Raw genomic sequence first — 26,989 nt, 5'->3', positions numbered from 1 at the left:
CCGGTGCGGGTCCGGCGGGACGCCGGGGCCTGTCGGCCGAAGGCCACCGGCAGGCTCTCAGCCGCCGTCGGCCACGGGGGCCCGGACCGTGACCGGACGGCCCCGGACCGTCCGCCGTGTGCCGGACCGTCCGGTCGCGTGCCGGAGCGCGTCACCGGGCCGCCTCGGAGCTCCCGGACGACGACGCGGTCCGATGTGGTTCTAGAGCGCCGCGTCGAAGAGCATGCCGAGTCCGTAGGTGAGGGCGGCGGCGGCCCCACCGAGGACGAGCTGGCGCAGTCCGCTGAACCACCAGCTACGGGCGGTCACCCGGGCCACCAGTGCGCCGCAGGCGAAGAGACCGAGCAGCGCGAGCAGCACGGCCGGCCACAGCTCGGTCGCGCCGAGCAGATAGGGCAGCACCGGCAGGAGCGCGCCGAGCGCGAAGGAGCCGAAGGAGGACACGGCGGCGACGATCGGCGAGGGCAGGTCGTCGGGGTCGATGCCCAGTTCCTCGCGGGCGTGGATCTCCAGGGCCTGCTCGGGGTCCCGGGAGAGCTGCATGGCGACCTCCCTGGCGAGCGCGGGTTCGACTCCCCGGGAGACGTACAGCGCGGCCAGCTCCTCCATCTCGTCGACCGGGTGCTTGCGCAGCTGACGTCGCTCGACGTCCAGTTCGGCCAGGACGAGTTCGCGCTGCGAGGCCACCGAGGTGTACTCGCCGGCCGCCATCGAGAAGGCGCCGGCCGCGAGCCCGGCGAGACCGGTGATGACGATGGTCTGCTGGGAGACCGCTCCGCCGGCGACACCGGTCATCAGCGCGAGGTTGGAGACCAGGCCGTCCATCGCCCCGAACACCGCCGGACGCAGCCAGCCGCCGTTCACATCGCGGTGCGTGTGGTTGTCGCGGTGGGCCTCGTGGAGCGAAGCCTCGGTTTCGATGATGGACATGCTTCTCCCCTGACTTGTCGGCGGGTCGGGCCGACCCCGCCGCCCCTCAACAGCCTCGAAAATACGCGCGATGTAAGGGTCCCGCCAGCAAGCCAGGCCGTACTTACTAAGGCTCACCTCAGCGTTCTCCGCCCGGACGGGGGGAGGTTGAGGGTGGCTCACGGTGTCGCGTCCGGTCCGCCGGGGGCGCTTCCCGACGGGTGTCAGCCGGGTGACAGTGACGTTTCCCCGTCTCCTCTCCCCCTGTGCGTGGCACAGATCCAGGGACCGTGGAAGGGAAGCGAGCCGGTGACCGAGACGACGAGCGTGGCCGCGACGACCGCACAGGACACCCGCGAGCGCGGCCGGGGCGCGCTGCTCGGCCTCGCCGTCGGCGACGCGCTCGGGGCGCCCGCCGAGAACCTTCGCCCCTCGGAGATCCGTCGCCGCTGGGGCCGGATCGAGGGGTTCGTGACGGACAGCCCGGCAGGGACCGACGACACGGAGTACGCCGTCTTCTCGGGACTCCTGCTGGCGCGGCACGGCGCGGCCCTGACGGTCCGGCAGGTGGAGGACGCCTGGCACCACTGGATCGCCGACCGGGACGAGGGACCCTTCCGCGGCGCCGGCTTCAGTGAGCGGGGCACGCTGGAGAACCTCCGGCGCGGGCTGGTCGCCCCGATCTCCGCCCAGCACCGGCACGCCTGGTCGGACGGACTGGCCATGCGCGCCGCCCCCTTCGGCGTCTTCGCGGCCGGCCGCCCGGCGGAGGCCGCCCGGCTGGTCGCGGTCGACGGCAGCGTCAGCCACGACGGCGAGGGCATCTACGGGGGGCAGGCCGTGGCGGCCGGCGTGGCGGCGGCGATGGGGGGCGCCTCGGTGACCTCGGTCGTCGCGGCGGCGCTCTCGGTGGTGCCGATGGACTCCTGGACGGCCCGGTCGCTGCGGCGCGCGGTGGTGGCCGCGCGGCGCGCGGCACCCGACGCTCCGGCCCGGGAGCGCGCGGTCCGCTCGGCGGTCGTCATCGGAGGCTATCCGTGGACGGATCTGGCCCCGGAGGCGGTGGGCCTGGCGTTCGGCGCGTTCGCGGCGGCCCGCGGGGACTTCCGCACGGCCGTCCTGACGGCCGTCAACATGGGGCGCGACGCGGACACGACGACGGCGGCGGTGGCGGGCGCGCTCGCCGGGGCGTCGGGGGGCGTGTCCGCCGTTCCCTCGGAGTGGGCGAACGCCATCGGCCCGGTGACGGGAAGCTGCCTCCCCTCGATGCGCGGCTACCACGTCCTGGACGTCGCGGATCTGCTGACGACGCACGAGGAGGCACCCCGGTGACCACGGTGGACGACCGCCCCGACCCCGGCGCCGCGGCCACCGCGACGGCCGACCCGTACCCGGGCGCCACCCGCCGGGGCACCTTCTCCCCGGACGACCTGGACGCTCCGGACGCTGGGGACACGGACGGCCCGGTCGCGGGCGCCACCCGCCTCGCCCTCGGGCCGCTGCTCGCCCCTGGGGGTCCGGCGGCGGTCACCCGGCCGGGCGTCCGGGCGCCCCGCCACCGCGTCGAGGGCCTGTTGCTCGGCCTCGCGGCGGGCGACGCGGCGGGCTGGCCCGCGGCCCGGCACCGGGCCGCCCGCATGCCGGAGTGGACGCGCCGCCTCGCCCGCGAACTCGACACCTTCGCCGAACAGAACGCCACCACGACGCTTCCCGTCCCCATCGCCCTCAACCAGCCCTCCGAACCGCTGCGTCTGGGCCCTTCCGACGACGCCGAATGGGCCGTCTTCACCGCCGAGGCCCTCCTCGCCTCCTCCGGGCCCCTGTTCGCCTCGCTGCCGCCCGGGCGCAGGACGCGAGCCGCCCTCGACCTCGCCTGGAACTCCCTGGCGGGCCGGATCGCCGCCGCCGACCGCGCGCCCGAGGTCGAGTCGGCCGTGCTGCCCCTGCGTGCCCGGATCTCCGTGCGCGCCGGCCTCGGCAACCTCGCCACCGGCCTGCGCCCGCCCGCGACCGGACACGACAACCCGCACTACTTCGACGACGCCGCCTGTGTGCGCGCCACCGTGCTCGCCCTCGCCCACCCCGGGGACCCGCTCTCCGCCGCCGCGCTGGCCGAGTTCGACGCCCGGTACACCCAGGACGGCGACGGTGTCCACGGCGCCCGCGCGATGGCCGCCGCCCTCTCCGTCGCCCTGTGCGGGGCTCCGGTCGACGACGCCGTGGAGGCCGCGCTCGCCCAGCTGCCCGCCGCCACCGAGATCGGCCGCAACGCACGGCTGGCCGTGGCGATGGCCCGGGACGCGACGAGCGCCTTCGCGCTGGTGCCCCCGCTGGAGCACCAGATCGTCGACCACGTCTACAGCTACGGCATCGCCGCCGCCGAGACCGTGCCGGTCGCCCTCGCCCTGGCCACCGCCGCGCGCGGCGAGGTGGTCTGCGCCGTACCGGCCGCCGCCTGCCTCTCCCGGGTCGCCGACTCGGCACCGGCTCTCGCGGGTGCGCTCACCGGCGCGCTCGGCGGCGCCGACGGCCTGCCCGCCAGCTGGCGCGACGCCTGCCGCACCCTGGCCGGCTGCGCCCTCCCCCGGCTCGCGGGTACGGACCTCGTCGAACTCGCCGGGCGGCTCGGAGACAGGGAACTGACCACCCCAGGTGGACAATTCAGACATGACACCCACACTGGATGACCGGATCACCGGAAGTCTTCTCGGCGCGGCCGTCGGCGACGCCCTCGGCGGACCGGTCGAGGGCTACACCCCCGAGCAGATCCTGGAACGTCACGGCGGCCGGGTCGACGGCGTCGTCGGCCCCTGGCACGGCGACGCCTGGCGCACCGCGCGCCCCCTCGCCCCGTACCACAAGGGCGACGGGCACGTCACCGACGACACCCTGATGACACACGCCCTGATCAGGGTGTACGCGAAGGTCCGCGACCACCTCGACGCCTACGCCGTGGCCGACCACCTCGTCCCCGACCTGGTCGGCAACCCCGTCTGGATCCCGGAGCTGGAGACGGAGGCCCTGCCACTGCACCGGATCTTCCTCGCCGAGAAGTGGATCGTGACCCGCCTCCACTACGGCCACGTGGACCCGCGCGAGGCCGGCAACGGCAACATCGTCAACTGCGGTGCGGCGATGTACATGGCGCCGGTCGGCCTGGTCAACGCGGCGAACCCGGCGGGGGCGTACGCGGAGGCCCTGGACGTCGCGGGCGCCCACCAGTCCTCGTACGGGAGGGAGGCGGCCGGCGTGTTCGCCGCCGCGGTGGCGGCGGCCTGCGCACCGGGCGCCACGCCGGAGTCAGTGGTCGACGCGGCGGTCTCGCGGGCCAAGGACGGGACGCGGTCGGCGATCGAGGCGGTGTGTGAAGTCGCCGCCCGGCACACCGACTTCGAGTCCGCGATCGGCCCGCTGCGCACGGCGGTGGCGCCCTTCGACACGGTGGGCCCGGAATACCGCTCCCCCTCGCTGGGAGCACGCCGCCCGTCCCGGCTCCACTCGACCGAGGAACTGCCCGTCGCCCTGGGAATGCTGCTGGTCGGCTCGGGCGACTACCGGCGGACGGTGCTCGGCGCGGTCAACTACGGCCGCGACTGCGACTCGATCGCGACGATGGCGGGCGCGATCGTCGGCGCGCTGCGGGGGGAGCGGGCCGTGCCCGCCGCGTGGGCGAAGCAGGTGGCGGACGCGAGCCGGCTGGACCTGCACGCCCCCGCGGCGGCCCTGACCACGGTCACCCACGAGGTGTTCGCCCGTGACACGGCCCGGCGGCGCGCGCACGAGTCGGCGTACGCGGCCCTGACGAGCACGGCTCGATGAACCTCCGCGTCACCTGGGTCCAGCCCGAGGACCTGGTCGGCCACGAACTGCGCCAGGCCGCGGAGGACGGCCGCGACGCCTCCTCGGCCGCCGCCCGCTGGACCGCCGCGGGCGGGCGTCCCGCGCCCGCGGCGTCGGGCGCCTCCGCCACCCCCCGCCCGGAGCTCCGCACGTTGGCGGAGGCCCTGCTCGACGAACTGGCCGCCCTGCCGTCCCCGCTCGCCTCGACGGAACCCACCCCGCTCCCCGCCATCCGGAGACTGGCTCCGGCGACCCCGGCGGGAACCCTCGCGCCGTCCGCCCCCCGGGGACCGGCCCCGCTCTCCCGCACCGCCGCGCCGCCCGGGGCGGGTGCCCCGGACCGGCTCCGCGAGGCCCTGCACGCCGCCTGGCTCGGGCGCGCCGCGGGATGCCTGCTCGGCAAACCCGTCGAGAAGCTGCCGCTCCCCGCGATCCGCGCACTCGCCCGGGCCGCCGGGAACTGGCCGCTCTCCTCCTGGTTCACCGCGCGGGGCGTCCCTCCGGCGCTGTTGGCCGCCCACCCGTGGAACCGCCGCTCCGCGGCCACCTCCCTCGCCGAGAACATCGACGGGATGCCGGAGGACGACGACCTCGACTACACCCTGCTCAACCTGCTGCTCCTCCAGCGGTACGGCCGCGACTTCACCACCGCCGACGTCGCCCGCCTCTGGCTCGACGAACTCCCCGCCGGCCGCACCTTCACCGCCGAGCGCGTCGCCTACCGCAACCTCCTCGACGGCGTCGAGCCCCCGTCGACCGCCGTCCGCCGCAATCCCTTCCGCGAGTGGATCGGCGCCCGGATCCGGGCCGACGTGCACGGCTGGACCCGGCCGGGCGACCCGGTCGCCGCCGCCGCGCAGGCGCACCGGGACGCGACGCTCACCCACACCGGCAACGGCGTCTACGACGCGATGTTCGTCGCGGCCACCCTCGCCACCGCCGCGACCGGCACCGCCGACGTGCACCAGGCCCTGGCCTCCGGGCTCGCCGTGGTCCCCCCTCGCTCCCGGCTCGCCCGCGCCGTCCGCCTCGGCATCGGGACCGCCCGCGCCACCGCGGACTTCGACACGGTCGTGGACCGGCTCCACGCCGCCCTCGGCGGGTATCACTGGGTGCATGCCGTCCCCAACGCCGCCGTACTCGCCGCCGCCCTCACCCACGGCGACGGCGACTTCACCCGGTCCGTCTGCGCGGCGGTCTCCGGTGGCTGGGACACCGACTCCAACGGCGCCACCGCCGGCTCCGTCGCCGGCCTGCTCGCCGGCCGGCCCGACCGGCTGCCCGAACGTTGGATCTCCCCCCTCAAGAACAGGCTGGCGACCTCGGTCCCGTCCTTCGACGGCATCGGCTTCGACACCCTCGCCGCAATGACACATCTGGAGGCAGTACGCCCATGACCGGCATCGTGGTGCTCGGCAGCACCAACATGGATCTCGTCGCCTTCGTCGCGCGGGCCCCCGCCCGCGGAGAGACCGTCACCGGCCGTGCGTTCCGGACGGTCCCCGGCGGCAAGGGCGCCAACCAGGCGGTGGCCGCCGCGCGCGCCGGCGCCGAGGTGGCGATGATCGGCGCGGTCGGCGCCGACGACTTCGGCCCGCGACTGCGGGCCGCGCTGGACGCCTCCGGTGTCGACACGGATCTCCTGCGCACCGCCGAGGGACCCTCGGGCACCGCGCACATCGTCGTCGACGACGAGGGCGGCAACTCGATCGTCGTCGTCCCCGGCGCCAACGGCACCGTCACCTCCCTCGACCACGGCGACGACGCCCTGATCGCCACCGCCGACGCTCTCCTCCTCCAGCTCGAACTGCCCCTGTCCGCCGTCACCGAGGGCGCCGTCACCGCCCGCCGACTCGGGGTCCGGACCATCCTGACCCCCGCCCCCGCCCAGCCGCTGCCCCCCGAACTCCTGGCCGCCACCGATCTGCTGGTCCCCAACGAGCACGAGGCCGCCGCGCTCACCGGCATCGCCGACCCGCACGGCGCGGCCGAGGCCCTGCTGCGGACCGTGCCCGAGGTGGTCGTCACCCTCGGTCGGGCCGGCTGCCTGTACGCGGTCCGCGGTGCGGCCCCCCTCACGGTCCCCGCCCCCGGGGTGACAGCCGTGGACACCACCGCGGCCGGGGACACCTTCGTCGGCGCGCTGGCGGTCGCCCTCGCCGAGGGACGGCCCGTGGAGCGGGCGCTGGCCTGGGCGTCGAGCGCCGCCGCGCTGTCCGTCCAGCGGCCCGGGGCCTCGACCTCGATGCCGTTCCGCGCCGAGATCGACGCCGCCCACGACGCCCGCACCGGCCTGGAGGTCGACACCGTATGACCCGCTCCGGAACCGAGACCGCCGCTCCCCTGCGGGGCCTGCGCGTCCTCGATCTCGCCACGCTGTTCGCCGGGCCGCTGGCGGCGATGATGCTCGGCGACTTCGGCGCCGACGTGGTCAAGGTCGAGCACCCGCGCAGACCCGACCCGTCCCGCGGCCACGGCCCCGCCAAGGACGGGGTCGGCCTCTGGTGGAAGGTGCTGGGCCGCAACAAGCGGACGATCACCCTCGACCTCTCCACCGACGGAGGCCGTGCCACGCTGCTGCGTCTTGCCGCCGACGCCGACGTGATCGTGGAGAACTTCCGGCCCGGCACCCTGGAACGCTGGGGCCTGGGCTGGGAGGAGCTCTCCGGCGCCAACCCGCGTCTGGTCCTGGCCCGGGTCACCGGCTTCGGCCAGTTCGGCCCGTACGCGCGCCGGCCGGGCTTCGGCACCCTCGCCGAGGCGATGAGCGGTTTCGCCGCACTCACCGGCGAACCGGACGGCCCGCCCACGCTTCCCCCGTTCGGTCTGGCGGACTCCGTCGCCGCCCTGGCCACGGCGTACGCGGTGATGACGGCGCTGACCGCCCGGACCGCCAGCGGCCGCGGCCAGGTCGTCGACATGGCGATCATCGAACCGATGTTGTCCGTCATCGGCCCCCACGCCACCTGGTACGACCAGCTCGGCTACGTCCAGCCGCGGACCGGCAACCGCAGCCGCAACAACGCTCCCCGCAACACCTACCGGACCGCCGACGGCGCCTGGGTCGCCGTCTCCACCTCCGCCCAGTCCGTCGCCGAACGCGTGATGCGGCTGGTCGGCCGCCCCGACCTGATCGACGAACCGTGGTTCGCCGAGGGGACGAGCCGGGCCGCCCACGCCGACGTCCTCGACGAGGCCGTCGGCTCCTGGATCGCCCGGCACACCCGCGACGACGCCCTGGCGGCCTTCGACAAGGCGGAGGCGGCGATCGCGCCGGTCTACGACGTCCGGGACGTGCTGGAGGACCCGCAGTACCTGGCCCTGGACACCATCACCGAGGTCGCGGACCCGGAGCTGGGCCCGCTGCGCATGCAGAACGTCCTCTTCCGGCTCTCCGACACGCCCGGCGCGATCCGCTGGGCCGGACGGCCGCACGGCGCCGACACCGCGGAGGTCCTCGCCGAGCTCGGGCTCGACCCCGGCGAGATCGCCGCGCTGCGCGGCGAAGGAGCCGTATGACGTTCCCCCTCACCTGGCTGTACGCCCCCGGGGACCGCCCCGCCGTCGTCCGCAAGGCGCTGGGCTCCGGGGCGGACGTGGTGATCGTCGACCTGGAGGACGCGGTCGCGCCGGACCGCAAGGCGTACGCCCTGGCGGCCACCGTGGATCTCCTCGCCGATCCGCACCCCGTCCCGGTCCACGTCCGTGTCCACGCGGCGCGCGACATCCCGCCGCTCGCCCCCCTGCCCGGCCTGCGCGGCTTCCGTCTCCCGAAGGTGACCCACTCCGGTGACGTCCACCGGATCGCCGAGGCGTTCCCCGGCATCCCGCTGTACCCGCTCCTGGAGAGCGCCCTGGCCGTGGAACACGCCTACGCCATCGCCTCCGCGCACCCGTCCGTGCACGGTGTGGCGCTGGGCGAGGCTGATCTCCGCACGGACCTGGGGGTGCGGGACGACCGGGGACTGGACTGGGCCCGCGGGCGTGTCGTGGTCGCCGCCCGCGCGGCGGCCCTGCCGCCCCCGGCGCAGTCGGTCCACCCCGACATCAGGGACCTGGACACCCTGGCGGCCAGCTGTGCCCGGGGACGCGCGCTGGGCTTCCTGGGGCGTGCCGCGATCCATCCGCGCCAGCTCCCGGTCATCGAGCAGGCGTACCTGCCGACGCCCGACGAGATCGCCGCCGCCGAGGAGGTCGTCAAGGCGGCGCAGACGGAGGAGGGAGCCCTGGCCCTGCCGGACGGACGCTTCGTGGACGCGGCGGTGGTGGAGGGGGCCCGCCGGGTGCTGACCCTGGCGAACCGTGCCTGACCGGGACGGGCGGGCTCCCCCGGGGCCTCCGACGCAGGGGGCCGCCCCCGGACCTCTCGGTCGCCGGGGCGGCCCCGGCCGCTCTCCGTCCTCGGTGGGCGGTCAGCTCTTGCCGGCCGCCTCCGTGCCGTTCCCGGCGGTCTCCCCTTCGGGACCGTCCGCGGTGGCGGCGGTGCCGGCCGCCTTCCCGGACCTCCGGTCCGCCTCCCCGGTCCCGTCCTTCGGCCCGTCCTCGTCCGCCGCGTCCTCGTCCGCCGCGCCGTCGGTCTTCTCGCCGTCGCTCCTGGCGTCGGCCTTCCTGTCCTCGCCACCGGAGCCGGGCCGGTCCGGTTCCACGACCTCCTCACGCCCCGGGCGGACCCGCGACGAGACCACGATGTAGGTCACGGCCAGCAGGAAGACGACGATCGCGGTCCAGACGTTCAGTCGCAGACCCAGGACGTGGTGCGCCTCGTCGACGCGCATGTACTCGATCCACCCGCGACCCGCGCAGTACGCGGCGACGTACAGCGCGAACGCCCGGCCGTGTCCCAGCCTGAAGCGGCGGTCGGCCCAGACCACGAGAAGCGCGACGCCGATGCACCACAGCGACTCGTACAGGAAGGTCGGGTGGTAGATCCCGGCCTCGCGGTTCCCGCTCGCGCTGATCTCCAGACCCCACGGCAGCGTGGTGGGCTTGCCGTAGAGCTCCTGGTTGAACCAGTTGCCCCAGCGGCCGACGGCCTGGGCGAGAGCGATACCGGGCGCGATGGCGTCGGCGTACGCGGGGAGCGGGATCCCACGCCGACGGCAGCCGATCCAGGCGCCCACCGCGCCGAGTGCGACGGCGCCCCAGATGCCGAGACCGCCCTCCCAGATCTTGAAGGCGTCGACCCAGTCCTCGCCCTCGCTGAAGTAGAGCTGGTAGTCGGTGATCACGTGGTAGAGCCGGCCGCCGACGAGGCCGAAGGGCACGGCCCAGACGGCGATGTCGGCCACGGTGCCGGCTTTGCCGCCCCGGGCGATCCAGCGCCTGTTGCCGAGCCAGACGGCGACGAAGACACCGATGATGATGCAGAAGGCGTAGCCGCGCAGCGGGAGCGGTCCGAGGTGGAGCACACCGGTCGACGGGCTGGGAATGTAGGCAAGGTCCATGGCAGGTCCGACGCTACCTTGCCGGGCGGGCGGGACGGCAGCCCACCCGGCAACTTCTGGGTAACTAACGTCGTGGGGGCGGGCCGCCGACGGGCCCTCAGCCGCCGGTCGGAGCCGAGGATGCGGTGCCGGGCTTCTTGCCCTTGTTGGCCTCGGCGACCCACTTCCTGAGGTTGTCCGGGGAGATCTGCTCGCCGCCCTTGGCCGGGAAGACCGATTCCCCGTTGAGCAGGACCGAGGGGGTGCCGCTGAAGTCGCCGGCCCGGAACGCCTCCTGCGACTTCCCCACCCAGCTGTCGTGGGTGCCGCCCTCGACACAGCTGCGGAAGGCCGGCGTGTCGAGCCCCGGCACCTTGCCCGCGAGCTCCAGCAGCTTGGCGTCGTCCGCGAAGGCGTCGTCGGTCTCTTCGGGCTGGTTGACGTAGAGCACGTCGTGGTACGGCGTGAACTTCCCCGCGTCCTGCGCGCATGCCGCCGCGTTCGCCGCGCGCAGGGAGCCGCTGCCGCCCAGGTTGCCGTCGATGAGGGTGGCCAGGTGGTAGTCGGTCCTGAGCGCTCCCTCCGCCTCCAGCTCGTGGATGGTGTCCCGGAAGGCGTTCTCGAAGGAGGCGCAGGCCGGGCAGCGGAAGTCCTCCCAGACCGTGAGCGTGGACGGGGCGTCCGCCCGACCCGTCGGGATGGCCGGCTGGTCGTCCCCGGTGGCGCCGGTCGGGGCGACGACCGGGCCGGCCTTGTCGGAGCCGCTGCCCTTGTCCCCGTTGTTGGCCGCGATCACCCCGACGACCGCGGCCAGGCCGAGGACACCGACGACCGCGGCCGACACGATCAGGACGCGTCGCTGTTTCTCACGCGCCCGGTCACGCTCGCGCTGCTGCTGGAGGCGCTCCCGCGCGCTTCGGTTACCGTCACGGTTCTTCTCGCTCACGCCCCGGGCAACGAACCGGGGAGGCACTTCCGCGCCTCCCCGGTCCCAGATCCACCCATACGGGCTACGAAGCCCGGCGCACGCCTACGGCGAGTTCGGCCGCCAGTTCCCTTACGGCGGCGAGTCCGGACGCCTCGTCCGGGGCGTCGAGCATCCGCTTGACGAACGCGGAGCCGACGATGACGCCGTCGGCGAAGCCGGCGACCTCACGCGCCTGGGCGGCGTCGGAGACCCCGAGACCGACGCAGACCGGGAGGTCCCGGTGGTCCGCGGTGGCCCGGGTTCGGCGGACGAGATCGGCGGCCTCCCTGCCGACCGACTCGCGGGTGCCGGTGACGCCCATCAGCGAGGCGGCGTAGACGAAGCCCGAGCCGACCGCGGTGATGGCGGCGAGACGTTCGTCCTTGCTGCTCGGCGCGACGACGAAGACGGTGGCGAGACCGTGCTTGTCGGCGTGTTCCCGCCAGGTCGCGGACTCCTGGACCGGCAGGTCGGGCAGGATGCAGCCGGCACCGCCGGCCGCGGCCAGCTCCTCGGTGAAACGCGCGATGCCGTAGCGGTCGATCGGGTTCCAGTAGGTCATCACCAGGACCGGCTTCCCGGTGGCGGCGTGCGCCTCGCGGACCGTGCGCATCACGTCGGCGATCCGGACGCCACCGCGCAGGGCGATGTCGTCGGCGGTCTGGATGACCGGGCCGTCGAGGACCGGGTCACTGTGCGGCAGACCGACCTCGACGACGTCGGCGCCGCCGTCGAAGGCGGCCTTGACGGCCTCGATACCGCCGTCCACGGTCGGGAAACCGGCCGGGAGGTAGGCGATGAGAGCGGCACGGTCCTCGGCCCTGGCCTCGGCCAGCGTGTCACTCAGCAGCTGGATGTTCCCGCTCACTGGGAGTCCTCCCCGTCGTAGAGCCCGAAGTAGCGGGCGGCCGTGTCCATGTCCTTGTCACCGCGCCCCGACAGGTTGACGAGGAGCAGCCCGTCCTTGCCGAGCTCCTTGCCGACCTCCAGTGCGCCGGCCAGCGCGTGCGCCGACTCGATGGCCGGGATGATTCCCTCGGTGCGGGAGAGCAGGCGCAGGGCCTGCATCGCCTCGTCGTCGGTGACGGCGCGGTACTCACCGCGGCCGATGTCCTTGAGGTACGAGTGCTCCGGGCCGATACCGGGGTAGTCCAGGCCGGCCGAGATCGAGTAGGGCTCGGTGATCTGGCCCTCGTCGTCCTGGAGGACGTAACTGCGCGAACCGTGCAGGATGCCGGGCTCGCCCGCGGTCAGGGTGGCCGCGTGCTCGCCGGTCGTGAGCCCGTGGCCGGCCGGCTCGCAGCCGATCAGCCGGACGCCGGAGTCCGGGATGAAGGCGTGGAACAGACCGATGGCGTTCGATCCGCCGCCGACGCAGGCGATGGCCGCGTCGGGCAGGCGGCCCGCGCGTTCCAGGATCTGGCGGCGGGCCTCGACGCCGATGACCCGGTGGAAGTCGCGGACCATGGCGGGGAAGGGGTGCGGTCCTGCGACGGTCCCGAAGAGGTAGTGGGTGCGGTCGACGTTGGCGACCCAGTCGCGGAACGCCTCGTTGATGGCGTCCTTGAGGGTGCGGCTGCCGGACGTCACGGGGATGACCTCGGCACCGAGCATGCGCATCCGGGCGACGTTCAGGGCCTGGCGCCGGGTGTCGACCTCGCCCATGTAGATGGTGCATTCGAGACCGAAGAGGGCGCAGGCGGTCGCGGTGGCGACCCCGTGCTGACCGGCTCCGGTCTCGGCGATGACCCGGGTCTTGCCCATCCGCTTGGTGAGGAGGGCCTGACCGAGCACGTTGTTGATCTTGTGCGAGCCGGTGTGGTTGAGGTCCTCGCGCTTGAGGAACACCCGGGCCCCGCCGGCGTGCTCGGCGAACCGGGGCACCTCGGTGAGGGCGCTGGGACGGCCTGTGTAGTGGACCATCAGCTCGCCGAGCTCGCGGGCGAACTCCGGGTCGGCCTTGGCCTTGTCGTACTCGACGGCGACCTCGTCCACGGCGGCGACGAGCGCCTCCGGGATGAACTTGCCGCCGTAGGCGCCGAAGTAGCCCTCGGCGGAGGGGACCTGCCCCTCGGGGTCGGGAAGGAAGAACTCGCTGGTCATGCGGCTGCTCCTCGCGGGGCAAAGTGCCCCGGTCATGTACTGGCGGTGGTCACGGTGTGCGCGCGGACCCGCGATCTCCTCCGATGACGCCCGGGTACGCCGACGGGAGGTCCGGCCGGGTGCGCCGGCGGCGGGCCGTACGGGAACGTACGGGCGCGTCGGGGCGCGAGGGGCCGGGCCCGTGACGGGCGGGGCTGCGCCGGGTGACCGGACCCGCACGGCGTGCGGCCGTGCGGTGCCGGGGGCGGCGTCGCTAGCGGAGACGGGTGCGCGCGGGGCGCGGGCGCCATCGCATGCCGTTGACCTGGCCGGGCTCGTCGCCGATCACGTACCGCACCCGGCGGCCGTGGACCCGGCGGGCCGGTGCCCGGCAGCCGCGCGGGCGGCAGCCCCGGGCGAGCGGGGCGTGGGCCGGGACGGGAGCGGCGGCGGTGCGGAGCCGGCCGCTGCGTCCGGGGACGGCTGGTGCCGTCGTGGCCGCGCGCACGCCGTGGACGCCCCGGGCGGTGCCCGGGGCGGCCGGCGTGGCGTGGCGCGCGGTCATGGCGGGGTCAGCTCCGGCCGTGGCGGAGCGCGGGGTGGGCGCCGGCGGCGACGAGGTCGGCGACGGCGGCCTTCGGGTCGCGGCCGGTCACGAGGGACTCGCCGACCAGGACCGCGTCGGCGCCCGCGTTGGCGTACGCGATCAGGTCGTGCGGCCCGCGGACGCCGGACTCGGCGACCTTGACGATGCCCGCGGGGACCTCCGGGGCGACCCGGTCGAAGGTGGAGCGGTCGACCTTGAGGGTCTTGAGGTTCCGCGCGTTCACGCCGATGACACGGGCTCCGGCCTCGACGGCGCGCTCGGTCTCCTCCTCGTCGTGGACCTCGACCAGCGGCGTCAGACCGATGGACTCGGCACGCTCGATCAGCGAGACCAGGGCCTCCTGCTCCAGCGCGGCGACGATCAGGAGCGCGAGGTCGGCGCCGTAGGCCCGTGCCTCCCACAGCTGGTAGGCGGTGACGATGAAGTCCTTCCGCAGGACCGGGATGTCGACCCGGGCACGGACGGCCTCCAGGTCCGCGAGCGAACCGCCGAAGCGGCGCTCCTCGGTCAGCACGGAGATGACGGCGGCGCCGCCCGCCTCGTAGTCGGCCGCCAGCGCGGCCGGGTCGGCGATCGCGGCGAGCGCGCCCTTGGACGGGCTGGAGCGCTTGACCTCGCAGATCACCTTGACGCTGTCCCCGCGCAGTGCGGCGACGCCGTCCTTGGCCTGCGGCGCCTTGGCGGCGCGCTCCTTGAGCTCGTCGAGGGAGACCCGCGCCTGCCGCTCTGCGAGGTCGGCGCGGACGCCTTCGATGATCTCGTCGAGCACACTCACGCGAGAGGCCCCCTTCCGGGAGGGTGATGGTGATGATCCAGGTTCAGCCATACCGATGGTATCCGCAGGACGGCGCGGCACCCGCATCCAGGCGAGGTACGTCCCATCTGCTGGGACTTCACGGGGCCAGTCCGGAGCCGAAGGGCAGGTTCCGCACAAGGGTGAAGAGGGCCAGGACGGCCCCCACGCCCCACCAGCCGAGCGGAGGGATCGCGAGCCGCATGGGCGCGCCGCGGACGGCGCGAATCAGCCAGAGGGCCATGACGACGGCGAAGAGGCCGTAGCCGACGACGGCGAGGGCGTTGGCGCCGAAGGCGGTGCCGAGATCGCCGTGCACGAAGGCGTGGGCGCTGCGCAGCCCGCCGCAGCCGGGGCAGTAGATCCCGGTGAAGCGCAGGAGGGGGCAGACCGGGTAGTGGCCGGGCTCGTTGGGGTCGACGGTCGCGACGTACGCGAAGGCGGCGGTGACGCCGGCCAGGGCTCCGACGGGCGGGGTGAGGCGGCGGGCGAGCCCGCGGGGGGCGGGCGGGGCCGCCGGGTGGGCGCCGGGCCCCCAGGTTCCGCGGGCGGGGTGCCGGGCGAGGTGTTCCGGAGGGCCGGGGTCTCCGGCGGGCGCGGCGACGGACGGCACGGCGCCGGAGAGCACGGCGGGGTCGTCGGTCACGGCGGGGGCAGTCGTCTTCGCGTCCACGCGGTGATTCTCGCCCCTGCCGCGCGCGGGCGCAGCCCGGCCCCGCCGGACGGCGCCCGCGCGTCGGTCGTACGTGCCCTGGATCAGGAGTGCGCCTGCGCGGTCGCGGCGGCACGCGCGGCGGCCACGGCCTCGGATTCCCGCGGCATGCCGAGGCCGGCCATCTTCATCGCGAGGCCCACGGCGCCACCGACGAGGATGACTCCGATTCCGGCCCAGAAGCCCGCCGTGTTGGCGGCCACCATGAAGACTCCCGCGATGCAGAAGCCGATGAAGGAGATGATGACACCCGTCCAGGCGGCCGGGGTGTGTCCGTGGGCGGTGCCCGCCATGAGTTGCTCCTCGTTGCAGTTGCTCGGTGGTGGCTCGGGGGTGAGGGTCGCGCGTGCGCGACGCTCGGTCCCATTGTCCCGCACGCAGGGCCACGAAGATGAATCGGGGGGTGGCCCGGCGGCCGGAACGCGACTCACTCCCCGCGCGTCGGGTCCTCGCCGCGGTCCAGGGCCTTCCACAGATCCTCGGGGCGCTCCGGGTCGGCGGCGGGCCGGGCCGCCCCGCGGGGCGGGCGCGGACCGCCCTCGCGTTCGTAACGGCCGCCCATGGCGGGCCAGTTCATGCCGAACCGCAGGGCGAGGAGACCCGCGAGGAGGATCAGCAGCGCTCCGGCGGCGGTGACGTACGGCCAGGCCGTGTGGGCGAGGTCCGCCACGGAAGCCGCGCTGTCGCCGGTGATCCGGGCGGCCTCCGCGTCCAGGGCGGCGTCGTCGGAGGCGCCGAGGAGGGCGCCGAGGGCCGCTCCCGCGCCGCTCAGCGCGAGGAGGCCGGAGACGAGGAGGCGTCCGGCGCGGCGGACGGCGAAGACGGCGACGAGCGCGGCGAGACCGACGACGGCGAGCGCCGTCGGGACGCCCGTGACGGTGCCGCCGTCGGCTTCGACGGGAACGGCGCCGCCGCCGACGGCCGCAGTGCCCTCGGCCCAGATCTGGCCCGCGGACAGCAGCACGACGGTGGCGCCGAGGGCGCCGAGGAGGAGGGCCGCGGCCAGACTGCGACGACCGCCGGACGCGGCGGCCGCGCCGTTCGCGCGCGCGGCTCGGGGCTGGGGTACGGGAACAGCAGTCACGTACCCCACTATCCCTTACGCCGTCACGCGCCGTTCATCCGGTTGGCGGTGTGGACCGCGCGGAGCACGGCCGCCGCCTTGTTGCGGCACTCGTCGTCCTCGCCGACGGGGTCGGAGTCCGCGACGACCCCCGCTCCGGCCTGTACATAGGCGGTGCCGTCGCGGAGCAGGGCGGTACGGATGGCGATGGCGGTGTCGGAGTCCCCGGCGAAATCGAGATACCCGACACATCCTCCGTAGAGGCCGCGCCGGGTCGGCTCCAGCTCCTCGATGATCTGCATCGCCCGCGGCTTGGGCGCGCCGGAGAGCGTGCCGGCGGGGAAGCAGGCGGTCAGGACGTCGAAGGCGTTCCTGCCCTCGGCGACCCGGCCGGTGACCGTGGACACGATGTGCATGACGTGCGAGTAGCGCTCGATGGACATGAAGTCGACGACTTCGACGGAGCCGGGCTCGCAGACGCGTCCGAGGTCGTTGCGGCCGAGGTCGACGAGCATCAGGTGTTCGGCGCGCTCCTTGGGGTCGGCGAGGAGTTCCTCGGCGAGGTCGTGGTCCTCCTGCGGGGTGGCGCCGCGGTGGCGGGTGCCGGCGATGGGGTGGAGCATCGCGTGCCCGTCCTCGACCTTCACCAGGGCCTCGGGCGAGGAGCCGACGACGTCGAAGCCGTTCTCGAAGCGGAAGAGGTACATGTACGGGGACGGGTTGGTGGCGCGCAGCACCCGGTAGACGTCGAGGGCGGAGGCGCTGCAGGGCGTCTCGAAACGCTGGGAGGGGACCACCTGGAACGCCTCGCCCGCCCGGATGCGTTCCTTCACGTCCTCGACGGCGTCCTGGTAGGCCGCGCCGCCCCACAGGGCGGAGAACTCCGGCAGTTCGGAGGCGGGCAGCGCGGCGGGGACGGTCGCCACGGGGCGGGCCAGGTCGGCCTGCATCGCGTCGAGCCGGGCGACGGCGTCCGCGTGGGCCTCGTCGACGCCGGTGTCCAGGTCGTTGTGGTTGATCGCGTTGGCGATCAGCAGGACCGAGCCGTCCCAGTGGTCGAGGACGGCGAGGTCGCTGGTGAGCAGCATGGTCAGTTCGGGCAGCTCGAGGTCGTCGGTGGTGTGGTCACCGATCCGTTCGAGCCGGCGGACGATGTCGTAGCCGAGGTAGCCGACCATGCCTCCGGTGAACGGGGGCATGCCGGGGGCTCCGTCCGCGGCGCCGGGCGCGGGGGTGTGGAGGGTCTCGACGGTGGCGCGCAGGGCCCGCAGCGGGTCGCCGTCGGTGGGAACCCCGACCGGCGGGGTGCCGAGCCAGTGGGCCCGGCCGTCCCGGACGGTGAGGGTGGCGTCGCTGCGGACGCCGATGAAGGAGTAGCGGGACCAGGAGCGGCCGTTCTCGGCGGACTCGAGGAGGAAGGTGCCGGGGCGTTCGGCGGCGAGCTTGCGGTAGAGCCCGACCGGGGTGTCACCGTCCGCGAGGAGGCGGCGGCTGACAGGGATCACGCGGCGGTCGGCCGCCAGCTTGCGGAAGGTCTCGAGGTCCATGGCGGCTGACCTTACTGGGAGAGCGGGAGCACGTCGGCGTCGAAGCAGGTGCGGTCGCCGGTGTGGCAGGCGGCGCCGACCTGGTCGACCTTCACCAGCACGGTGTCGGCGTCGCAGTCGAGGGCGACGGACTTGACGTGCTGCACGTGGCCGGAGGTGTCACCCTTGACCCAGTACGCGCGGCGGCTGCGGGACCAGTAGGTGCAGCGGCCGGTGGTGAGGGTGCGGTGCAGGGCCTCGTCGTCCATCCAGCCGAGCATCAGCACCTCGCCGGTGTCGTATTGCTGGGCGATGGCCGGGACGAGTCCGTCCGGGCTGCGCTTGAGGCGTGCGGCGATGGCCGGGTCGAGATTGCTGCTCATGCGGCCATTGTGCCGTGGCCGCGGGACGTTCCCGGTCCGGTGTCCACTGGGCGGACCGGTCCCGGCCACCGTACGCTGGCGGTCATGTCGACCCATGCCAAGCGTGAACGACTTCTCCTCGCCGATCTGTTGGAGGCGGCCGGGCCCGATGCGCCGACGCTCTGCGACGGCTGGCTGACGCGGGACCTGGCCGCCCATGTGGTGGTGCGCGAACGCCGACCGGACGCGGCGGCCGGTACGGTCGTGCCGGCGCTGAAGGCCCGCCTCGACCGGGTGCAGGCCGAGTTCGCCGACAAGCCGTACGAGGAGCTGATCCAGCTCATCCGGACCGGGCCGCCGCGGATGTCGCCGTTCACCATCAAGCAGGTGGACGAGGGGGCGAACACGGTGGAGTTCTACGTGCACGCCGAGGACGTCCGCCGGGCCCAGCCGGACTGGTCCCCGCGCGAGCTCGATCCGGTCTTCTCGGACGCGCTGTGGTCGCGTCTGGAGAAGAGCGCGAGGCTGCTGGGCCGGAAGGCGCCGGTGGGTCTGGTCCTGCGCCGCCCGAACGGCCAGACGGCGGTGGCGCACCGGGGCACCCCGGTGGTGACGGTGTCCGGGGAGCCGGGCGAGCTGACGATGTTCGTGTTCGGGCGGCAGGACACGGCGAAGGTGGAGCTGGACGGCGAGCCGGATGCCATCGAACGGCTCCACCAGGCCAAGCAGCTGGGCATCTGAGGGCCCGCCCCCTCCCCGCGTGGCTCAGAGCCTGTCGGGTGGCCTTCGGCCGGCAGGCCGGCGCGGTCTGGTGCGTGCGATCCCAAGGCGCCGGGATGCCGCTGTAGCGGAGCCACCGGGGCACGTCGGCAACGCCGGCAGCGTGCGTGCCAGGGCGTGACCGCCCGGTCAGCGGCCACCCGACAGGCTCTCAGCCGTGCGGGGCAGTTCCGCGCGCCGCAGGGCCGGGACGAGGAGCCCGTACACGCCGCCGAGCGCGCAGATCGCGGCGCTGACGGTGAAGACGGGCGCGAGCCCCCACAGTCCTGTCGCGATGCCGGTGAGGGGGAAGCTGAGCGGGGCGAGGCCGAGGCTCACGAAGCCGGTGAAGGCGGTCACCCGGCCGAGGTAGGCGGGATCGCACTCGGTCTGGGTCAGGGCGCCGCAGAGGGCGCCGCTGAGGCCGGCGAGCAGGCCCACGGAGAGCGCCACGGCGACGGCCACCGGCAGCCGGGGGACGTAGGCCAGCGCGGCGACGGAGCCGGCGCCCAGGGTGATGGTCCAGCCGAGGACGGCCCCGGCACGCGGCACCCGGCCCGCCACGGTCAGCAGCAGGGAGGCTCCGGCGGCTCCGGCGCCGAAGCCGGCGAGGATCCAGCCGACGCCGGAGGCGCCCCAGCCCCGCGCGTCCGCGAGGAGTGCGAGGCCGACGTTGAGCGGGCCGACGAAGCCGAGGTCGCCGAGCGCGACGACGATCATCAGCGGGCCCAGGACGCGGTGGCCACGCAGGTAGCGCAGCCCGTCGGTGAGGTCGCGCAGGACGCCGCCCCGGCAGGCCGCCGGGTCGCCGGACAGGGGTGCGACGCGGAGCCCGAGCAACAGGGGCAGGGAGAGCGCGAAGAGCAGTCCTGCCGCGCCGAAGGCCGCCGACGGGCCGCCGAGCGCGACGGCGAGGCCGCCGAGCGGGGCGCCGAGGACGAGTCCGGTGCGCTGGGCGAGGCCGCGCATGCCCTGGACGCGGGTGAGCTGGCCGTGCGGCGCGATCCGGGGCGGCAGGGCGCCCACGGCGGGCATGAAGAGGGCGTCGACGACACCGAAGACGAGGGCGACGGCGGCGAGGACCGCCAGGCCGGGCGTGGTGAGGAGCAGCAGGGCGGCGACGCCGAGGACGACGGCGCAGCGGACGGTGTCGGAGGCGATGACGACCCGGTGGGGACCGAGGCGGTCGGCGATCACTCCCCCGCCGAGCATGAGCAGGGCCCGGGGGACGGCTCCGACGGCCAGCACCAGGCCCGCTTCGGCCGGGGTGCCGTTGCGGACGGCGGTCCAGGACAGGGCCAGGTGGTAGACGCTGTCGCCGAGGGTGGAGGCGCCGTAGGCGGTGACCCAGCGCAGGACCTGGGGGTCACGGTGGGCGGGGCGGGCCACCGGGGCGGGGGCGATGGCCGTCATGACCGGTAGGGGAAGGCGTGGAGGTGGACGGCGACGTTCTCGCGGCCCTCGGTGTCGCCGGCCTCCTCGGCGGCGCGAGCGGCCCGGTCGTACTTCCTGAGGACCGCGTCCAGTTCCTCGCCGAGGGCGTCGAGTTCGGCGGCGGTGAGGCGCGGGAGCCACTCGGAGTCGACCGACGCGGAGCGCCAGTCCTCGGACCAGGTCATCCGCTCGTCGAGGAAGCGCCGGTGGAGTTCGGTGCGCTGCTCGTTGACGGTACGGCCGAAGGCGAGGGTCGCGGCGGCCAGTTCGGGCGCGTCGCGGAGGTCCTCCTCCCGGAGGCTGATGCCGTCCGAGCTGGGCCGCCACCAGCGTTCGCGGCCGTCGGCCGACTGGGCGGGGGCCTCTTCGATGAGGCCGTGGTCGGCGAGCTTGCGCAGGTGGTAGCTGACCAGGGAGACGGCTTCGTCGACCTGGTCGGCGAGGTGTGAGGCGGTGGCGGTGCGGGCCACGAAGAGGGCACGGTACAGGCGCATACGCAGCGGGTGCGAGATGGCCTTGAAGGTGCCGAGGTCGGTGATCCGGCGTGTCTCGGGCGAGGTCATGACACGACGTTAGATGCACAAGGATTCTTGCGCAAGAAAAATCGCGCAATTAATACTGTGCGTCCTGGGGAGGAAAAGGGCCCCCGTGGGGGCCCTCACCGTGGAGCGGATCAGCGGACCGGGTGGCCGGCCTCCCGCAGCGCGTCCTTGACCTGCGCGATCCGCAGGTCGCCGAAGTGGAACACCGAGGCGGCCAGGACCGCGTCCGCGCCCGCCGCGATGGCCGGCGGGAAGTCGGACAGCCGGCCGGCCCCGCCGCTCGCGATGACCGGGACGGTCACGTGCTCGCGTACGGCCGCGATCATCTCGGTGTCGTAGCCGTCCTTCGTGCCGTCCGCGTCCATCGAGTTGAGCAGGATCTCGCCCGCGCCCAGCTCGGCGGCGCGGTGCGCCCACTCGACGGCGTCGATGCCGGTGCCGGTGCGGCCACCGTGCGTGGTGACCTCGAAGGACCCGGACGGGGTGCGGCGCGCGTCGACCGAGAGCACCAGCACCTGGCGGCCGAAACGCTCCGCGATCTCCCGGATCAGCTCGGGCCGGGCGATGGCGGCCGTGTTCACGCCGACCTTGTCCGCGCCGGCGCGCAGCAGCTTGTCGACGTCCTCCGCCGTACGCACCCCGCCGCCCACGGTGAGCGGGATGAAGACCTGCTCGGCGGTGCGGCGCACCACGTCGTAGGTGGTCTCCCGGTTACCCGAGGAGGCCGTGATGTCCAGGAACGTCAGCTCGTCGGCGCCCTCCGCGTCGTACAGCTTCGCCATCTCGACGGGGTCGCCGGCGTCGCGCAGGTTCCGGAAGTTGACGCCCTTGACCACCCGGCCGTTGTCGACGTCCAGGCACGGGATCACCCGTACGGCGAGGCTCATGCGTCCTCCTCCCGTCCCCCGGGCCGGTACGCCTCGACCTCGACCTCGACGACCAGCCGCGGGTCCACGAAGCCGGACACGATGATCATCGACGCGGCCGGGCGGACCGCGTCGAACAGCTCCTTGTGAGCGCGGCCGACGTCGTCCACGTCCCGGGCGTGCGTGAGGTACATCCGGGTCCGCACCACGTGCTCCGCGCCCAGGCCGAGCTCCCCCAGGGCAGCGAAGGCCACGTTGAAGGAGTTGACCGCCTGGTCGTAGGGGCCGCCGTCGGCGATCTGACCGCCGGCCACCGAGGTGCAGCCGGAGACCAGGACCAGGCCGTTGGGCAGTTCCACCGCGCGGGAGTAGCCGAACTGCTCCTCCCAGGGAGCGCCGGTCACCACCTTGCGGACGCCGGAGGTCACGAGGCCACCGCCGCGACGGCCGCGAGGGCCTCCTCCAGCGTGAATGCCTCCGCGTAGAGGGCCTTGCCGACGATGGCGCCCTCGACGCCCTCGGGGACCAGCCCGGAGAGGGCCCGCAGGTCCTCCAGGGAGGACACGCCGCCGGAGGCGACGACGGGCTTGTCGGTGGCGGCGCAGACGTTGCGCAGCAGTTCCAGGTTGGGTCCCTGGAGCGTGCCGTCCTTGGCGATGTCGGTGACGACGTAGCGCGCGCAGCCCTCGGAGTCGAGGCGGGCCAGCGTCTCGTACAGGTCGCCGCCGTCCCGGGTCCAGCCCCGGCCGCGCAGCGTGGTGCCGCGGACGTCGAGGCCGACCGCGATCTTGTCGCCGTACTCGGCGATGACCTTGGCGACCCACTCGGGGGTCTCCAGGGCCGCGGTACCGAGGTTGACACGGGTGCAGCCGGTGGCGAGCGCCGCGGCGAGCGAGGCGTCGTCGCGGATGCCGCCGGAGAGTTCGACCTTGATGTCCATGGCTCCGGCGACCTCGGCGATCAGGGCCCGGTTGTCGCCGGTGCCGAACGCGGCGTCGAGGTCGACCAGGTGCAGCCACTCGGCGCCGGCCCGTTGCCAGGCGAGGGCGGCCTCCAGCGGGGCGCCGTAGGAGGTCTCCGTGCCGGACTCGCCGTGCACCAGGCGGACGGCCTGGCCGTCGCGGACGTCGACGGCGGGGAGGAGTTCAAGCTTCTGAGCCATGATCAGAGGGTCTCGATCCAGTTGGTGAGGAGCTGGGCTCCGGCGTCGCCGGACTTCTCGGGGTGGAACTGGGTGGCCCACAGGGCGCCGTTCTCGACGGCTGCGACGAAGGCTTCGCCGTGGGTGGCCCAGGTGACCTTGGGGGCGCGGATGTTGACGTTGCCGACTTCCAGCGTCCACTCGCGCACCGCGTAGGAGTGCACGAAGTAGAACCGGGCGTCGGCGTCGAGCCCGGCGAACAGCTCGCTGTCCTCGGGCGCCTCGACCGTGTTCCAGCCCATGTGGGGCACGACCGGGGCCTTCAGGGGCTCGACCGTACCGGGCCACTCGTCGAGCCCCTCGGTCTCCACGCCGTGCTCGATGCCGTGGGCGAAGAGGATCTGCATGCCGACGCAGATGCCCATGACGGGGCGTCCGCCGGCGAGCCGGCGGCCGACGATCCAGTCGCCTCGCGCCTCCTTCAGGCCCTGCATGCAGGCGGAGAAGGCGCCGACGCCGGGGACCAGGAGTCCGTCGGCGTTCATGGCCCGGTCGTAGTCGCGGGTGATCTCGACGTCCGCGCCGACGTGCGCCAGGGCGCGCTCGGCGGAACGGACGTTGCCGAAGCCGTAGTCGAAGACCACGACCTTCTTCGGAGTGCTCATTCCCAGATCCCCTGAATCCGCAGGACACCGGCGGCCAGGCACATCGCGGACCCGATGGCGAGGACGGCGATCACGCCCTTGGGCAGTTTCTGCTTGGAGAAGGAGTACACGCCGCCCGCGAGGAAGAGGCCGACGACGATGAGGACGGTGGAGAGGCCGTTCATGGAGTTACAGCGCGCCCTTCGTGGACGGCAGGATGCCCGCGGCGCGCGGGTCGCGCTCGGAGGCGTAGCGCAGGGCCCGGGCGAGCGCCTTGAACTGGCACTCCACGATGTGGTGGGCGTTGCGCCCGTACGGCACGTGGATGTGCAGCGCGATCTGGGCCTGGGCGACGAAGGACTCGAAGATGTGCCGGGTCATCGTCGTGTCGTAGGAGCCGATCATCGGCGCCATGTTCTCGGGCTCGGTGTGCACCAGGTACGGGCGGCCGGACAGGTCGACGGTCACCTGGGCGAGTGACTCGTCCAGCGGGACGGTGCAGTTGCCGAAACGGTAGATGCCGACCTTGTCGCCGAGGGCCTGCCGGAAGGCGGCGCCGAGCGCGAGGGCGGTGTCCTCGATGGTGTGGTGCGAGTCGATGTGCAGGTCGCCGTCGGTCTTCACGGTGAGGTCGAACAGACCGTGCCGCCCGAGCTGGTCGAGCATGTGGTCGTAGAAGCCGACGCCGGTGGCGACATCGACCTTGCCCGTGCCGTCGAGGTCGATCTCGACGACGACGGAGGTCTCCTTGGTGGTGCGCTCGACCCGTCCAACGCGGCTCATGGGCTGTGCTCCTTCTTCCGTGCGCGAACCGCATCGAGGAACGCGTCGTTCTCTTCGGGGGTGCCGGCGGTGACCCGCAGCCAGCCCGGTACGCCGTTGTCCCGGACCAGGACGCCCCGGTCGAGGATGTCCTGCCATGCCTCGTGGGAGCCCCGGGCACCGTCGAAGCGGCCGAACTGGACGAAGTTGGCGTCGGACTCGGTCACCTCGTACCCGATGGCCCGGAGCTCGGCGACCAGGCGGTCGCGCTCGGCCTTGAGCTGTTCGACGTAGCCGAGCAGGGTGTCGGTGAACTCCAGGGCGGCCAGCGCCGTGGCCTGGGTGACGGCCGACAGGTGGTACGGCAGGCGGACGAGCTGCACGGCGTCGACCACGGCGGAGTGGGCGGCGAGGTAGCCCAGGCGCAGTCCGGCGGCGCCGAACGCCTTGGACATCGTGCGGGAGACGACCAGGTTCGGCCGACCCTCGATGAGGGGCAGCAGCGAGTCCCGGTGGCTGAACTCCACGTACGCCTCGTCGACCACGACGAGCGAGGGCCGGGCGGCCTGGGCCGCCTCGTAGAGCGCGCGGACTGTCTCCGCCGCGACCGCGGTACCGGTGGGATTGTTGGGCGAGGTGATGAAGACGACGTCGGGGCGGTGCTCGGCGATGGCCCGCTCGGCGGCCTCGGCGTCGAGGGTGAAGTCCGCCGCGCGCGGGCCGGAGATCCAGCCGGTCCCGGTGCCGCGCGCGATGAGCGCGTGCATCGAGTACGAGGGCTCGAAGCCGAGGGCGGTACGGCCGGGGCCGCCGAAGGTCTGGAGCAGCTGCTGGAGGACCTCGTTGGACCCGTTGGCCGCCCAGACGTTCTCGACGGCGACCGGGTGCCCGCCGGTACGGGTGAGGTAGCGGGCGAGCTCGGTGCGGAGCTCCACCGCGTCCCGGTCCGGGTAGCGGTTGAGGCCGCGGGCCGCCTCGGCGACCCGCTCGGCGATCCGGGCCACCAGGGGCTCGGGCAGCGGGTAGGGGTTCTCGTTGGTGTTCAGCTGGACGGGGACGTCGAGCTGCGGCGCGCCGTACGGGGACTTGCCGCGCAGCTCGTCGCGGAGGGGAAGGTCGTCGATCCCGACGGCCTGTCGCTGGTCGGTCACTTGCTCTCGGGCACCTTCCATCCGAACCGGGCCTTGACGGCGGCGCCGTGAGCCGGCAGGTCCTCGGCCTCCGCCAGCGTCACCACGTGGTGGGTCACGTCGGCGAGGGCGTCCCGGCTGTAGTCGACCACGTGGATGCCGCGCAGGAAGGACTGCACGGACAGGCCCGAGGAGTGGCAGGCGCAGCCGCCGGTGGGCAGGACGTGGTTGGAGCCCGCGCAGTAGTCGCCCAGGGAGACGGGGGCCCAGGGGCCGACGAAGATCGCTCCGGCGTTGCGGACGCGGTCGGCGAGGACGGCGGCGTCGGCGGTCTGGATCTCCAGGTGCTCGGCGCCGTACGCGTCGACGATCCTGAGGCCGTCCTCGAGGTCGCGGACAAGGACGATCGCGGACTGCCGGCCGGCGAGGGCCGGGACGATCCGGTCGTCGACGTGCTTGGTGGCGGCGACCTGGGTCTTCAGCTCGGCCTCGGTGGCGGAGGCGAGTTCCTCGGAGTCGGTGACCAGGACGGCCGCGGCCATCGGGTCGTGCTCGGCCTGGCTGATCAGGTCGGCGGCGACGTGCACGGGGTCGGCGGTGGAGTCCGCGAGGATCGCGATCTCGGTCGGCCCGGCCTCCGCGTCGATGCCGATCCGGCCGGTGAAGTAGCGCTTGGCCGCTGCCACCCAGATGTTGCCCGGCCCGGTCACCATGTCGGCGGGCGGGCAGGACTCGGTGCCGTACGCGAACATCGCGACGGCCTGGGCACCGCCGGCCGCGTACACCTCGTCGACGCCGAGGAGGGCGCAGGCGGCCAGGATCGTCGGGTGCGGAAGGCCGCCGAACTCGGCCTGCGGCGGCGAGGCGAGCGCGAGGGACTCGACTCCGGCCTCCTGGGCCGGGACAGCGTTCATGATCACGGAGGAGGGGTAGACGGACCGGCCGCCGGGCGCGTAGAGCCCCACCCGACGGACCGGGACCCACTTCTCGGTGACCGTGCCGCCGGGCACGACCTGGGTGGTGTGCGGGGAGCGGCGCTGGGCGCGGTGGACGATCCGGGTCCGGCGGACGGACTCCTCCAGAGCCGCGCGGACGGCCGGATCGAGCTCCTCCAGGGCTCGGGCCAGCGCCTCGGCGGGCACCCGTACGTGCGTGAGGCTCACTCCGTCGAATCTCTCCGCGTACTCGACCAGCGCCGCATCGCCACGATGATGGACGTCCTCGCAGATGGGCCGCACCTTCTCCAGGGCGGCTTCCACGTCGAACTCGGCTCGGGGCAGCAGGTCGCGCAGGGCGCCACCCTCGGGGAGGGCGTCGCCGCGCAGGTCGATACGAGAGATCACGGGTCAATTCTCGCAGACGGCTCACCGGCGCCGGACGCCCGTATCACTGACTGATACGAGCCACAGTGGCGTCTTGTCGCCACA

At 74.0% G+C, this 26,989-nt stretch carries 30 protein-coding genes; 8 read left to right on the top strand and 22 right to left on the bottom strand.

Annotation, left to right across the window (positions count from 1 at the left end):
• Nucleotides 1–201 precede the first annotated feature (201 nt).
• Nucleotides 202–930 (bottom strand): VIT1/CCC1 transporter family protein, encoded by a 729-nt coding sequence (locus tag OG393_RS25100; RefSeq protein ID WP_327376961.1) that lies wholly within the window; start codon nucleotides 928–930, stop codon nucleotides 202–204.
• A gap of 306 nt (nucleotides 931–1,236) precedes the next feature.
• On the opposite strand from OG393_RS25100, the gene OG393_RS25095 reads away from it, so the two are divergent.
• The 7 genes from OG393_RS25095 to OG393_RS25065 all read left to right on the top strand — a co-directional run bounded on the left by OG393_RS25095 (nucleotide 1,237) and on the right by OG393_RS25065 (nucleotide 9,059).
• Nucleotides 1,237–2,241: an ADP-ribosylglycohydrolase family protein gene (locus tag OG393_RS25095; protein WP_327378540.1), complete on the top strand. Its 1,005-nt coding sequence runs from the start codon at nucleotides 1,237–1,239 to the stop codon at nucleotides 2,239–2,241.
• A gap of 167 nt (nucleotides 2,242–2,408) precedes the next feature.
• Nucleotides 2,409–3,596, top strand: a complete 1,188-nt coding sequence (locus OG393_RS25090) for an ADP-ribosylglycohydrolase family protein (RefSeq protein ID WP_327378539.1) — start codon at nucleotides 2,409–2,411, stop codon at nucleotides 3,594–3,596.
• Nucleotides 3,577–4,728 carry an ADP-ribosylglycohydrolase family protein gene (locus OG393_RS25085; RefSeq protein WP_327376960.1) on the top strand — a complete coding sequence of 384 codons (1,152 nt, stop codon included), beginning with the start codon at nucleotides 3,577–3,579 and terminating at the stop codon, nucleotides 4,726–4,728. The genes OG393_RS25090 and OG393_RS25085 overlap by 20 nt, the downstream gene beginning before the upstream one ends.
• Nucleotides 4,725–6,146, top strand: a complete 1,422-nt coding sequence (locus OG393_RS25080) for an ADP-ribosylglycohydrolase family protein (RefSeq protein ID WP_327376959.1) — start codon at nucleotides 4,725–4,727, stop codon at nucleotides 6,144–6,146. Before OG393_RS25085 ends, OG393_RS25080 begins: the two co-directional genes overlap by 4 nt.
• Nucleotides 6,143–7,063, top strand: a complete 921-nt coding sequence (gene rbsK / locus OG393_RS25075) for a ribokinase (protein WP_327376958.1) — start codon at nucleotides 6,143–6,145, stop codon at nucleotides 7,061–7,063. Before OG393_RS25080 ends, rbsK begins: the two co-directional genes overlap by 4 nt.
• The gene (locus OG393_RS25070; RefSeq protein WP_327376957.1) at nucleotides 7,060–8,268 is read left to right on the top strand and encodes a CaiB/BaiF CoA transferase family protein; all 1,209 of its coding nucleotides are present in this window, start codon (nucleotides 7,060–7,062) and stop codon (nucleotides 8,266–8,268) included. The genes rbsK and OG393_RS25070 overlap by 4 nt, the downstream gene beginning before the upstream one ends.
• Entirely contained in the window at nucleotides 8,265–9,059 is a 795-nt protein-coding gene (locus OG393_RS25065; protein ID WP_327376956.1) for an HpcH/HpaI aldolase/citrate lyase family protein, read from the top strand. The genes OG393_RS25070 and OG393_RS25065 overlap by 4 nt, the downstream gene beginning before the upstream one ends.
• Before the next feature lie 102 nt (nucleotides 9,060–9,161).
• Here OG393_RS25065 and lgt read toward each other — a convergent pair whose 3' ends face one another.
• The 11 genes from lgt to hisI all read right to left on the bottom strand — a co-directional run bounded on the left by lgt (nucleotide 9,162) and on the right by hisI (nucleotide 18,305).
• Nucleotides 9,162–10,193, bottom strand: coding sequence for a prolipoprotein diacylglyceryl transferase (gene lgt / locus OG393_RS25060; RefSeq protein ID WP_327376955.1), 1,032 nt, complete (start codon nucleotides 10,191–10,193; stop codon nucleotides 9,162–9,164).
• A gap of 97 nt (nucleotides 10,194–10,290) precedes the next feature.
• Nucleotides 10,291–11,118, bottom strand: a complete 828-nt coding sequence (locus OG393_RS25055; protein ID WP_327376954.1) for a DsbA family protein — start codon at nucleotides 11,116–11,118, stop codon at nucleotides 10,291–10,293.
• A 64-nt stretch (nucleotides 11,119–11,182) separates the two neighbouring features.
• A complete protein-coding gene (gene trpA, locus OG393_RS25050) occupies nucleotides 11,183–12,007 on the bottom strand; it encodes a tryptophan synthase subunit alpha (protein WP_327376953.1) in 825 nt (274 codons plus the stop codon).
• The gene (gene trpB / locus OG393_RS25045; protein WP_327376952.1) at nucleotides 12,004–13,242 is read right to left on the bottom strand and encodes a tryptophan synthase subunit beta; all 1,239 of its coding nucleotides are present in this window, start codon (nucleotides 13,240–13,242) and stop codon (nucleotides 12,004–12,006) included. The genes trpA and trpB overlap by 4 nt, the downstream gene beginning before the upstream one ends.
• 253 nt (nucleotides 13,243–13,495) lie before the next feature.
• Nucleotides 13,496–13,729 (bottom strand): tryptophan biosynthesis modulator TrpM, encoded by a 234-nt coding sequence (trpM, locus tag OG393_RS25040; RefSeq protein ID WP_327378538.1) that lies wholly within the window; start codon nucleotides 13,727–13,729, stop codon nucleotides 13,496–13,498.
• Nucleotides 13,730–13,793: 64 nt separating this feature from the next.
• A complete protein-coding gene (trpC, locus tag OG393_RS25035) occupies nucleotides 13,794–14,603 on the bottom strand; it encodes an indole-3-glycerol phosphate synthase TrpC (RefSeq protein WP_327376951.1) in 810 nt (269 codons plus the stop codon).
• A gap of 118 nt (nucleotides 14,604–14,721) precedes the next feature.
• Complete coding sequence (locus OG393_RS25030) at nucleotides 14,722–15,294, bottom strand: DUF2752 domain-containing protein (RefSeq protein WP_327376950.1); 573 nt, start codon at nucleotides 15,292–15,294, stop codon at nucleotides 14,722–14,724.
• An 83-nt stretch (nucleotides 15,295–15,377) separates the two neighbouring features.
• Complete coding sequence (locus OG393_RS25025) at nucleotides 15,378–15,626, bottom strand: HGxxPAAW family protein (RefSeq protein WP_327376949.1); 249 nt, start codon at nucleotides 15,624–15,626, stop codon at nucleotides 15,378–15,380.
• Between the two features lie 134 nt (nucleotides 15,627–15,760).
• Nucleotides 15,761–16,426, bottom strand: coding sequence for a TIGR02234 family membrane protein (locus OG393_RS25020; protein WP_327376948.1), 666 nt, complete (start codon nucleotides 16,424–16,426; stop codon nucleotides 15,761–15,763).
• Between the two features lie 14 nt (nucleotides 16,427–16,440).
• A complete protein-coding gene (locus OG393_RS25015) occupies nucleotides 16,441–17,943 on the bottom strand; it encodes an anthranilate synthase component I (RefSeq protein WP_327376947.1) in 1,503 nt (500 codons plus the stop codon).
• Nucleotides 17,944–17,954: 11 nt separating this feature from the next.
• Nucleotides 17,955–18,305, bottom strand: coding sequence for a phosphoribosyl-AMP cyclohydrolase (gene hisI, locus OG393_RS25010; RefSeq protein ID WP_327376946.1), 351 nt, complete (start codon nucleotides 18,303–18,305; stop codon nucleotides 17,955–17,957).
• A gap of 84 nt (nucleotides 18,306–18,389) precedes the next feature.
• On the opposite strand from hisI, the gene OG393_RS25005 reads away from it, so the two are divergent.
• Nucleotides 18,390–19,025, top strand: a complete 636-nt coding sequence (locus tag OG393_RS25005; protein WP_327376945.1) for a TIGR03085 family metal-binding protein — start codon at nucleotides 18,390–18,392, stop codon at nucleotides 19,023–19,025.
• 168 nt (nucleotides 19,026–19,193) lie between these two features.
• Here the strand turns inward: OG393_RS25005 and OG393_RS25000 are convergent, their stop codons facing one another.
• The 10 genes from OG393_RS25000 to hisD form a co-directional block, all read right to left on the bottom strand.
• Nucleotides 19,194–20,456 (bottom strand): MFS transporter, encoded by a 1,263-nt coding sequence (locus OG393_RS25000; RefSeq protein WP_327376944.1) that lies wholly within the window; start codon nucleotides 20,454–20,456, stop codon nucleotides 19,194–19,196.
• Nucleotides 20,453–21,040 (bottom strand): ArsR/SmtB family transcription factor, encoded by a 588-nt coding sequence (locus OG393_RS24995; RefSeq protein WP_327376943.1) that lies wholly within the window; start codon nucleotides 21,038–21,040, stop codon nucleotides 20,453–20,455. Before OG393_RS24995 ends, OG393_RS25000 begins: the two co-directional genes overlap by 4 nt.
• 110 nt (nucleotides 21,041–21,150) lie before the next feature.
• Nucleotides 21,151–21,906: an imidazole glycerol phosphate synthase subunit HisF gene (hisF, locus tag OG393_RS24990; RefSeq protein ID WP_327376942.1), complete on the bottom strand. Its 756-nt coding sequence runs from the start codon at nucleotides 21,904–21,906 to the stop codon at nucleotides 21,151–21,153.
• The gene (locus OG393_RS24985; protein WP_327376941.1) at nucleotides 21,903–22,313 is read right to left on the bottom strand and encodes a RidA family protein; all 411 of its coding nucleotides are present in this window, start codon (nucleotides 22,311–22,313) and stop codon (nucleotides 21,903–21,905) included. Before OG393_RS24985 ends, hisF begins: the two co-directional genes overlap by 4 nt.
• On the bottom strand, nucleotides 22,310–23,047 hold the full coding sequence (priA, locus tag OG393_RS24980; protein WP_327376940.1) for a bifunctional 1-(5-phosphoribosyl)-5-((5-phosphoribosylamino)methylideneamino)imidazole-4-carboxamide isomerase/phosphoribosylanthranilate isomerase PriA: 738 nt from the start codon (nucleotides 23,045–23,047) through the stop codon (nucleotides 22,310–22,312). Before priA ends, OG393_RS24985 begins: the two co-directional genes overlap by 4 nt.
• Nucleotides 23,048–23,049: 2 nt before the next feature.
• Complete coding sequence (hisH, locus tag OG393_RS24975; RefSeq protein WP_327376939.1) at nucleotides 23,050–23,691, bottom strand: imidazole glycerol phosphate synthase subunit HisH; 642 nt, start codon at nucleotides 23,689–23,691, stop codon at nucleotides 23,050–23,052.
• Nucleotides 23,688–23,855: a hypothetical protein gene (locus tag OG393_RS24970; protein ID WP_327376938.1), complete on the bottom strand. Its 168-nt coding sequence runs from the start codon at nucleotides 23,853–23,855 to the stop codon at nucleotides 23,688–23,690. Before OG393_RS24970 ends, hisH begins: the two co-directional genes overlap by 4 nt.
• Nucleotides 23,856–23,859: 4 nt before the next feature.
• Nucleotides 23,860–24,453: an imidazoleglycerol-phosphate dehydratase HisB gene (gene hisB, locus OG393_RS24965; RefSeq protein ID WP_327376937.1), complete on the bottom strand. Its 594-nt coding sequence runs from the start codon at nucleotides 24,451–24,453 to the stop codon at nucleotides 23,860–23,862.
• The gene (locus OG393_RS24960) at nucleotides 24,450–25,583 is read right to left on the bottom strand and encodes a histidinol-phosphate transaminase (protein ID WP_327376936.1); all 1,134 of its coding nucleotides are present in this window, start codon (nucleotides 25,581–25,583) and stop codon (nucleotides 24,450–24,452) included. The genes hisB and OG393_RS24960 overlap by 4 nt, the downstream gene beginning before the upstream one ends.
• Nucleotides 25,580–26,905, bottom strand: a complete 1,326-nt coding sequence (gene hisD, locus OG393_RS24955; RefSeq protein ID WP_327376935.1) for a histidinol dehydrogenase — start codon at nucleotides 26,903–26,905, stop codon at nucleotides 25,580–25,582. The genes OG393_RS24960 and hisD overlap by 4 nt, the downstream gene beginning before the upstream one ends.
• Nucleotides 26,906–26,989: the final 84 nt, after the last annotated feature.

Origin of the sequence: Streptomyces sp. NBC_01216 (assembly GCF_035994945.1) — a bacterium.
In the GTDB taxonomy this organism is placed as follows: Bacteria; Actinomycetota; Actinomycetes; order Streptomycetales; family Streptomycetaceae; genus Streptomyces.
The sequence above is the reverse complement of the archived record's forward strand: the minus strand, read 5'-3'. Positions and strand labels throughout refer to the sequence as shown.

Bases quoted from the DNA above. Each gene is read 5' to 3' on its own strand.
- OG393_RS25100 (WP_327376961.1), bottom strand. From the start codon at position 930: ATGTCCATCATCGAAACCGAGGCTTCGCTCCACGAGGCCCACCGCGAC.
- OG393_RS25085 (WP_327376960.1), top strand. From the start codon at position 3,577: ATGACACCCACACTGGATGACCGGATCACCGGAAGTCTTCTCGGCGCG.
- OG393_RS25080 (WP_327376959.1), top strand. From the start codon at position 4,725: ATGAACCTCCGCGTCACCTGGGTCCAGCCCGAGGACCTGGTCGGCCAC.
- rbsK (WP_327376958.1), top strand. From the start codon at position 6,143: ATGACCGGCATCGTGGTGCTCGGCAGCACCAACATGGATCTCGTCGCC.
- OG393_RS25070 (WP_327376957.1), top strand. From the start codon at position 7,060: ATGACCCGCTCCGGAACCGAGACCGCCGCTCCCCTGCGGGGCCTGCGC.
- OG393_RS25065 (WP_327376956.1), top strand. From the start codon at position 8,265: ATGACGTTCCCCCTCACCTGGCTGTACGCCCCCGGGGACCGCCCCGCC.
- lgt (WP_327376955.1), bottom strand. From the start codon at position 10,193: ATGGACCTTGCCTACATTCCCAGCCCGTCGACCGGTGTGCTCCACCTC.
- trpB (WP_327376952.1), bottom strand. From the start codon at position 13,242: ATGACCAGCGAGTTCTTCCTTCCCGACCCCGAGGGGCAGGTCCCCTCC.
- OG393_RS25025 (WP_327376949.1), bottom strand. From the start codon at position 15,626: ATGGCGGGCACCGCCCACGGACACACCCCGGCCGCCTGGACGGGTGTC.
- OG393_RS25015 (WP_327376947.1), bottom strand. From the start codon at position 17,943: ATGGACCTCGAGACCTTCCGCAAGCTGGCGGCCGACCGCCGCGTGATC.
- hisI (WP_327376946.1), bottom strand. From the start codon at position 18,305: ATGAGCAGCAATCTCGACCCGGCCATCGCCGCACGCCTCAAGCGCAGC.
- OG393_RS25005 (WP_327376945.1), top strand. From the start codon at position 18,390: ATGTCGACCCATGCCAAGCGTGAACGACTTCTCCTCGCCGATCTGTTG.
- OG393_RS25000 (WP_327376944.1), bottom strand. From the start codon at position 20,456: ATGACGGCCATCGCCCCCGCCCCGGTGGCCCGCCCCGCCCACCGTGAC.
- OG393_RS24995 (WP_327376943.1), bottom strand. From the start codon at position 21,040: ATGACCTCGCCCGAGACACGCCGGATCACCGACCTCGGCACCTTCAAG.
- hisF (WP_327376942.1), bottom strand. From the start codon at position 21,906: ATGAGCCTCGCCGTACGGGTGATCCCGTGCCTGGACGTCGACAACGGC.
- priA (WP_327376940.1), bottom strand. From the start codon at position 23,047: ATGGCTCAGAAGCTTGAACTCCTCCCCGCCGTCGACGTCCGCGACGGC.
- hisH (WP_327376939.1), bottom strand. From the start codon at position 23,691: ATGAGCACTCCGAAGAAGGTCGTGGTCTTCGACTACGGCTTCGGCAAC.
- OG393_RS24970 (WP_327376938.1), bottom strand. From the start codon at position 23,855: ATGAACGGCCTCTCCACCGTCCTCATCGTCGTCGGCCTCTTCCTCGCG.
- hisB (WP_327376937.1), bottom strand. From the start codon at position 24,453: ATGAGCCGCGTTGGACGGGTCGAGCGCACCACCAAGGAGACCTCCGTC.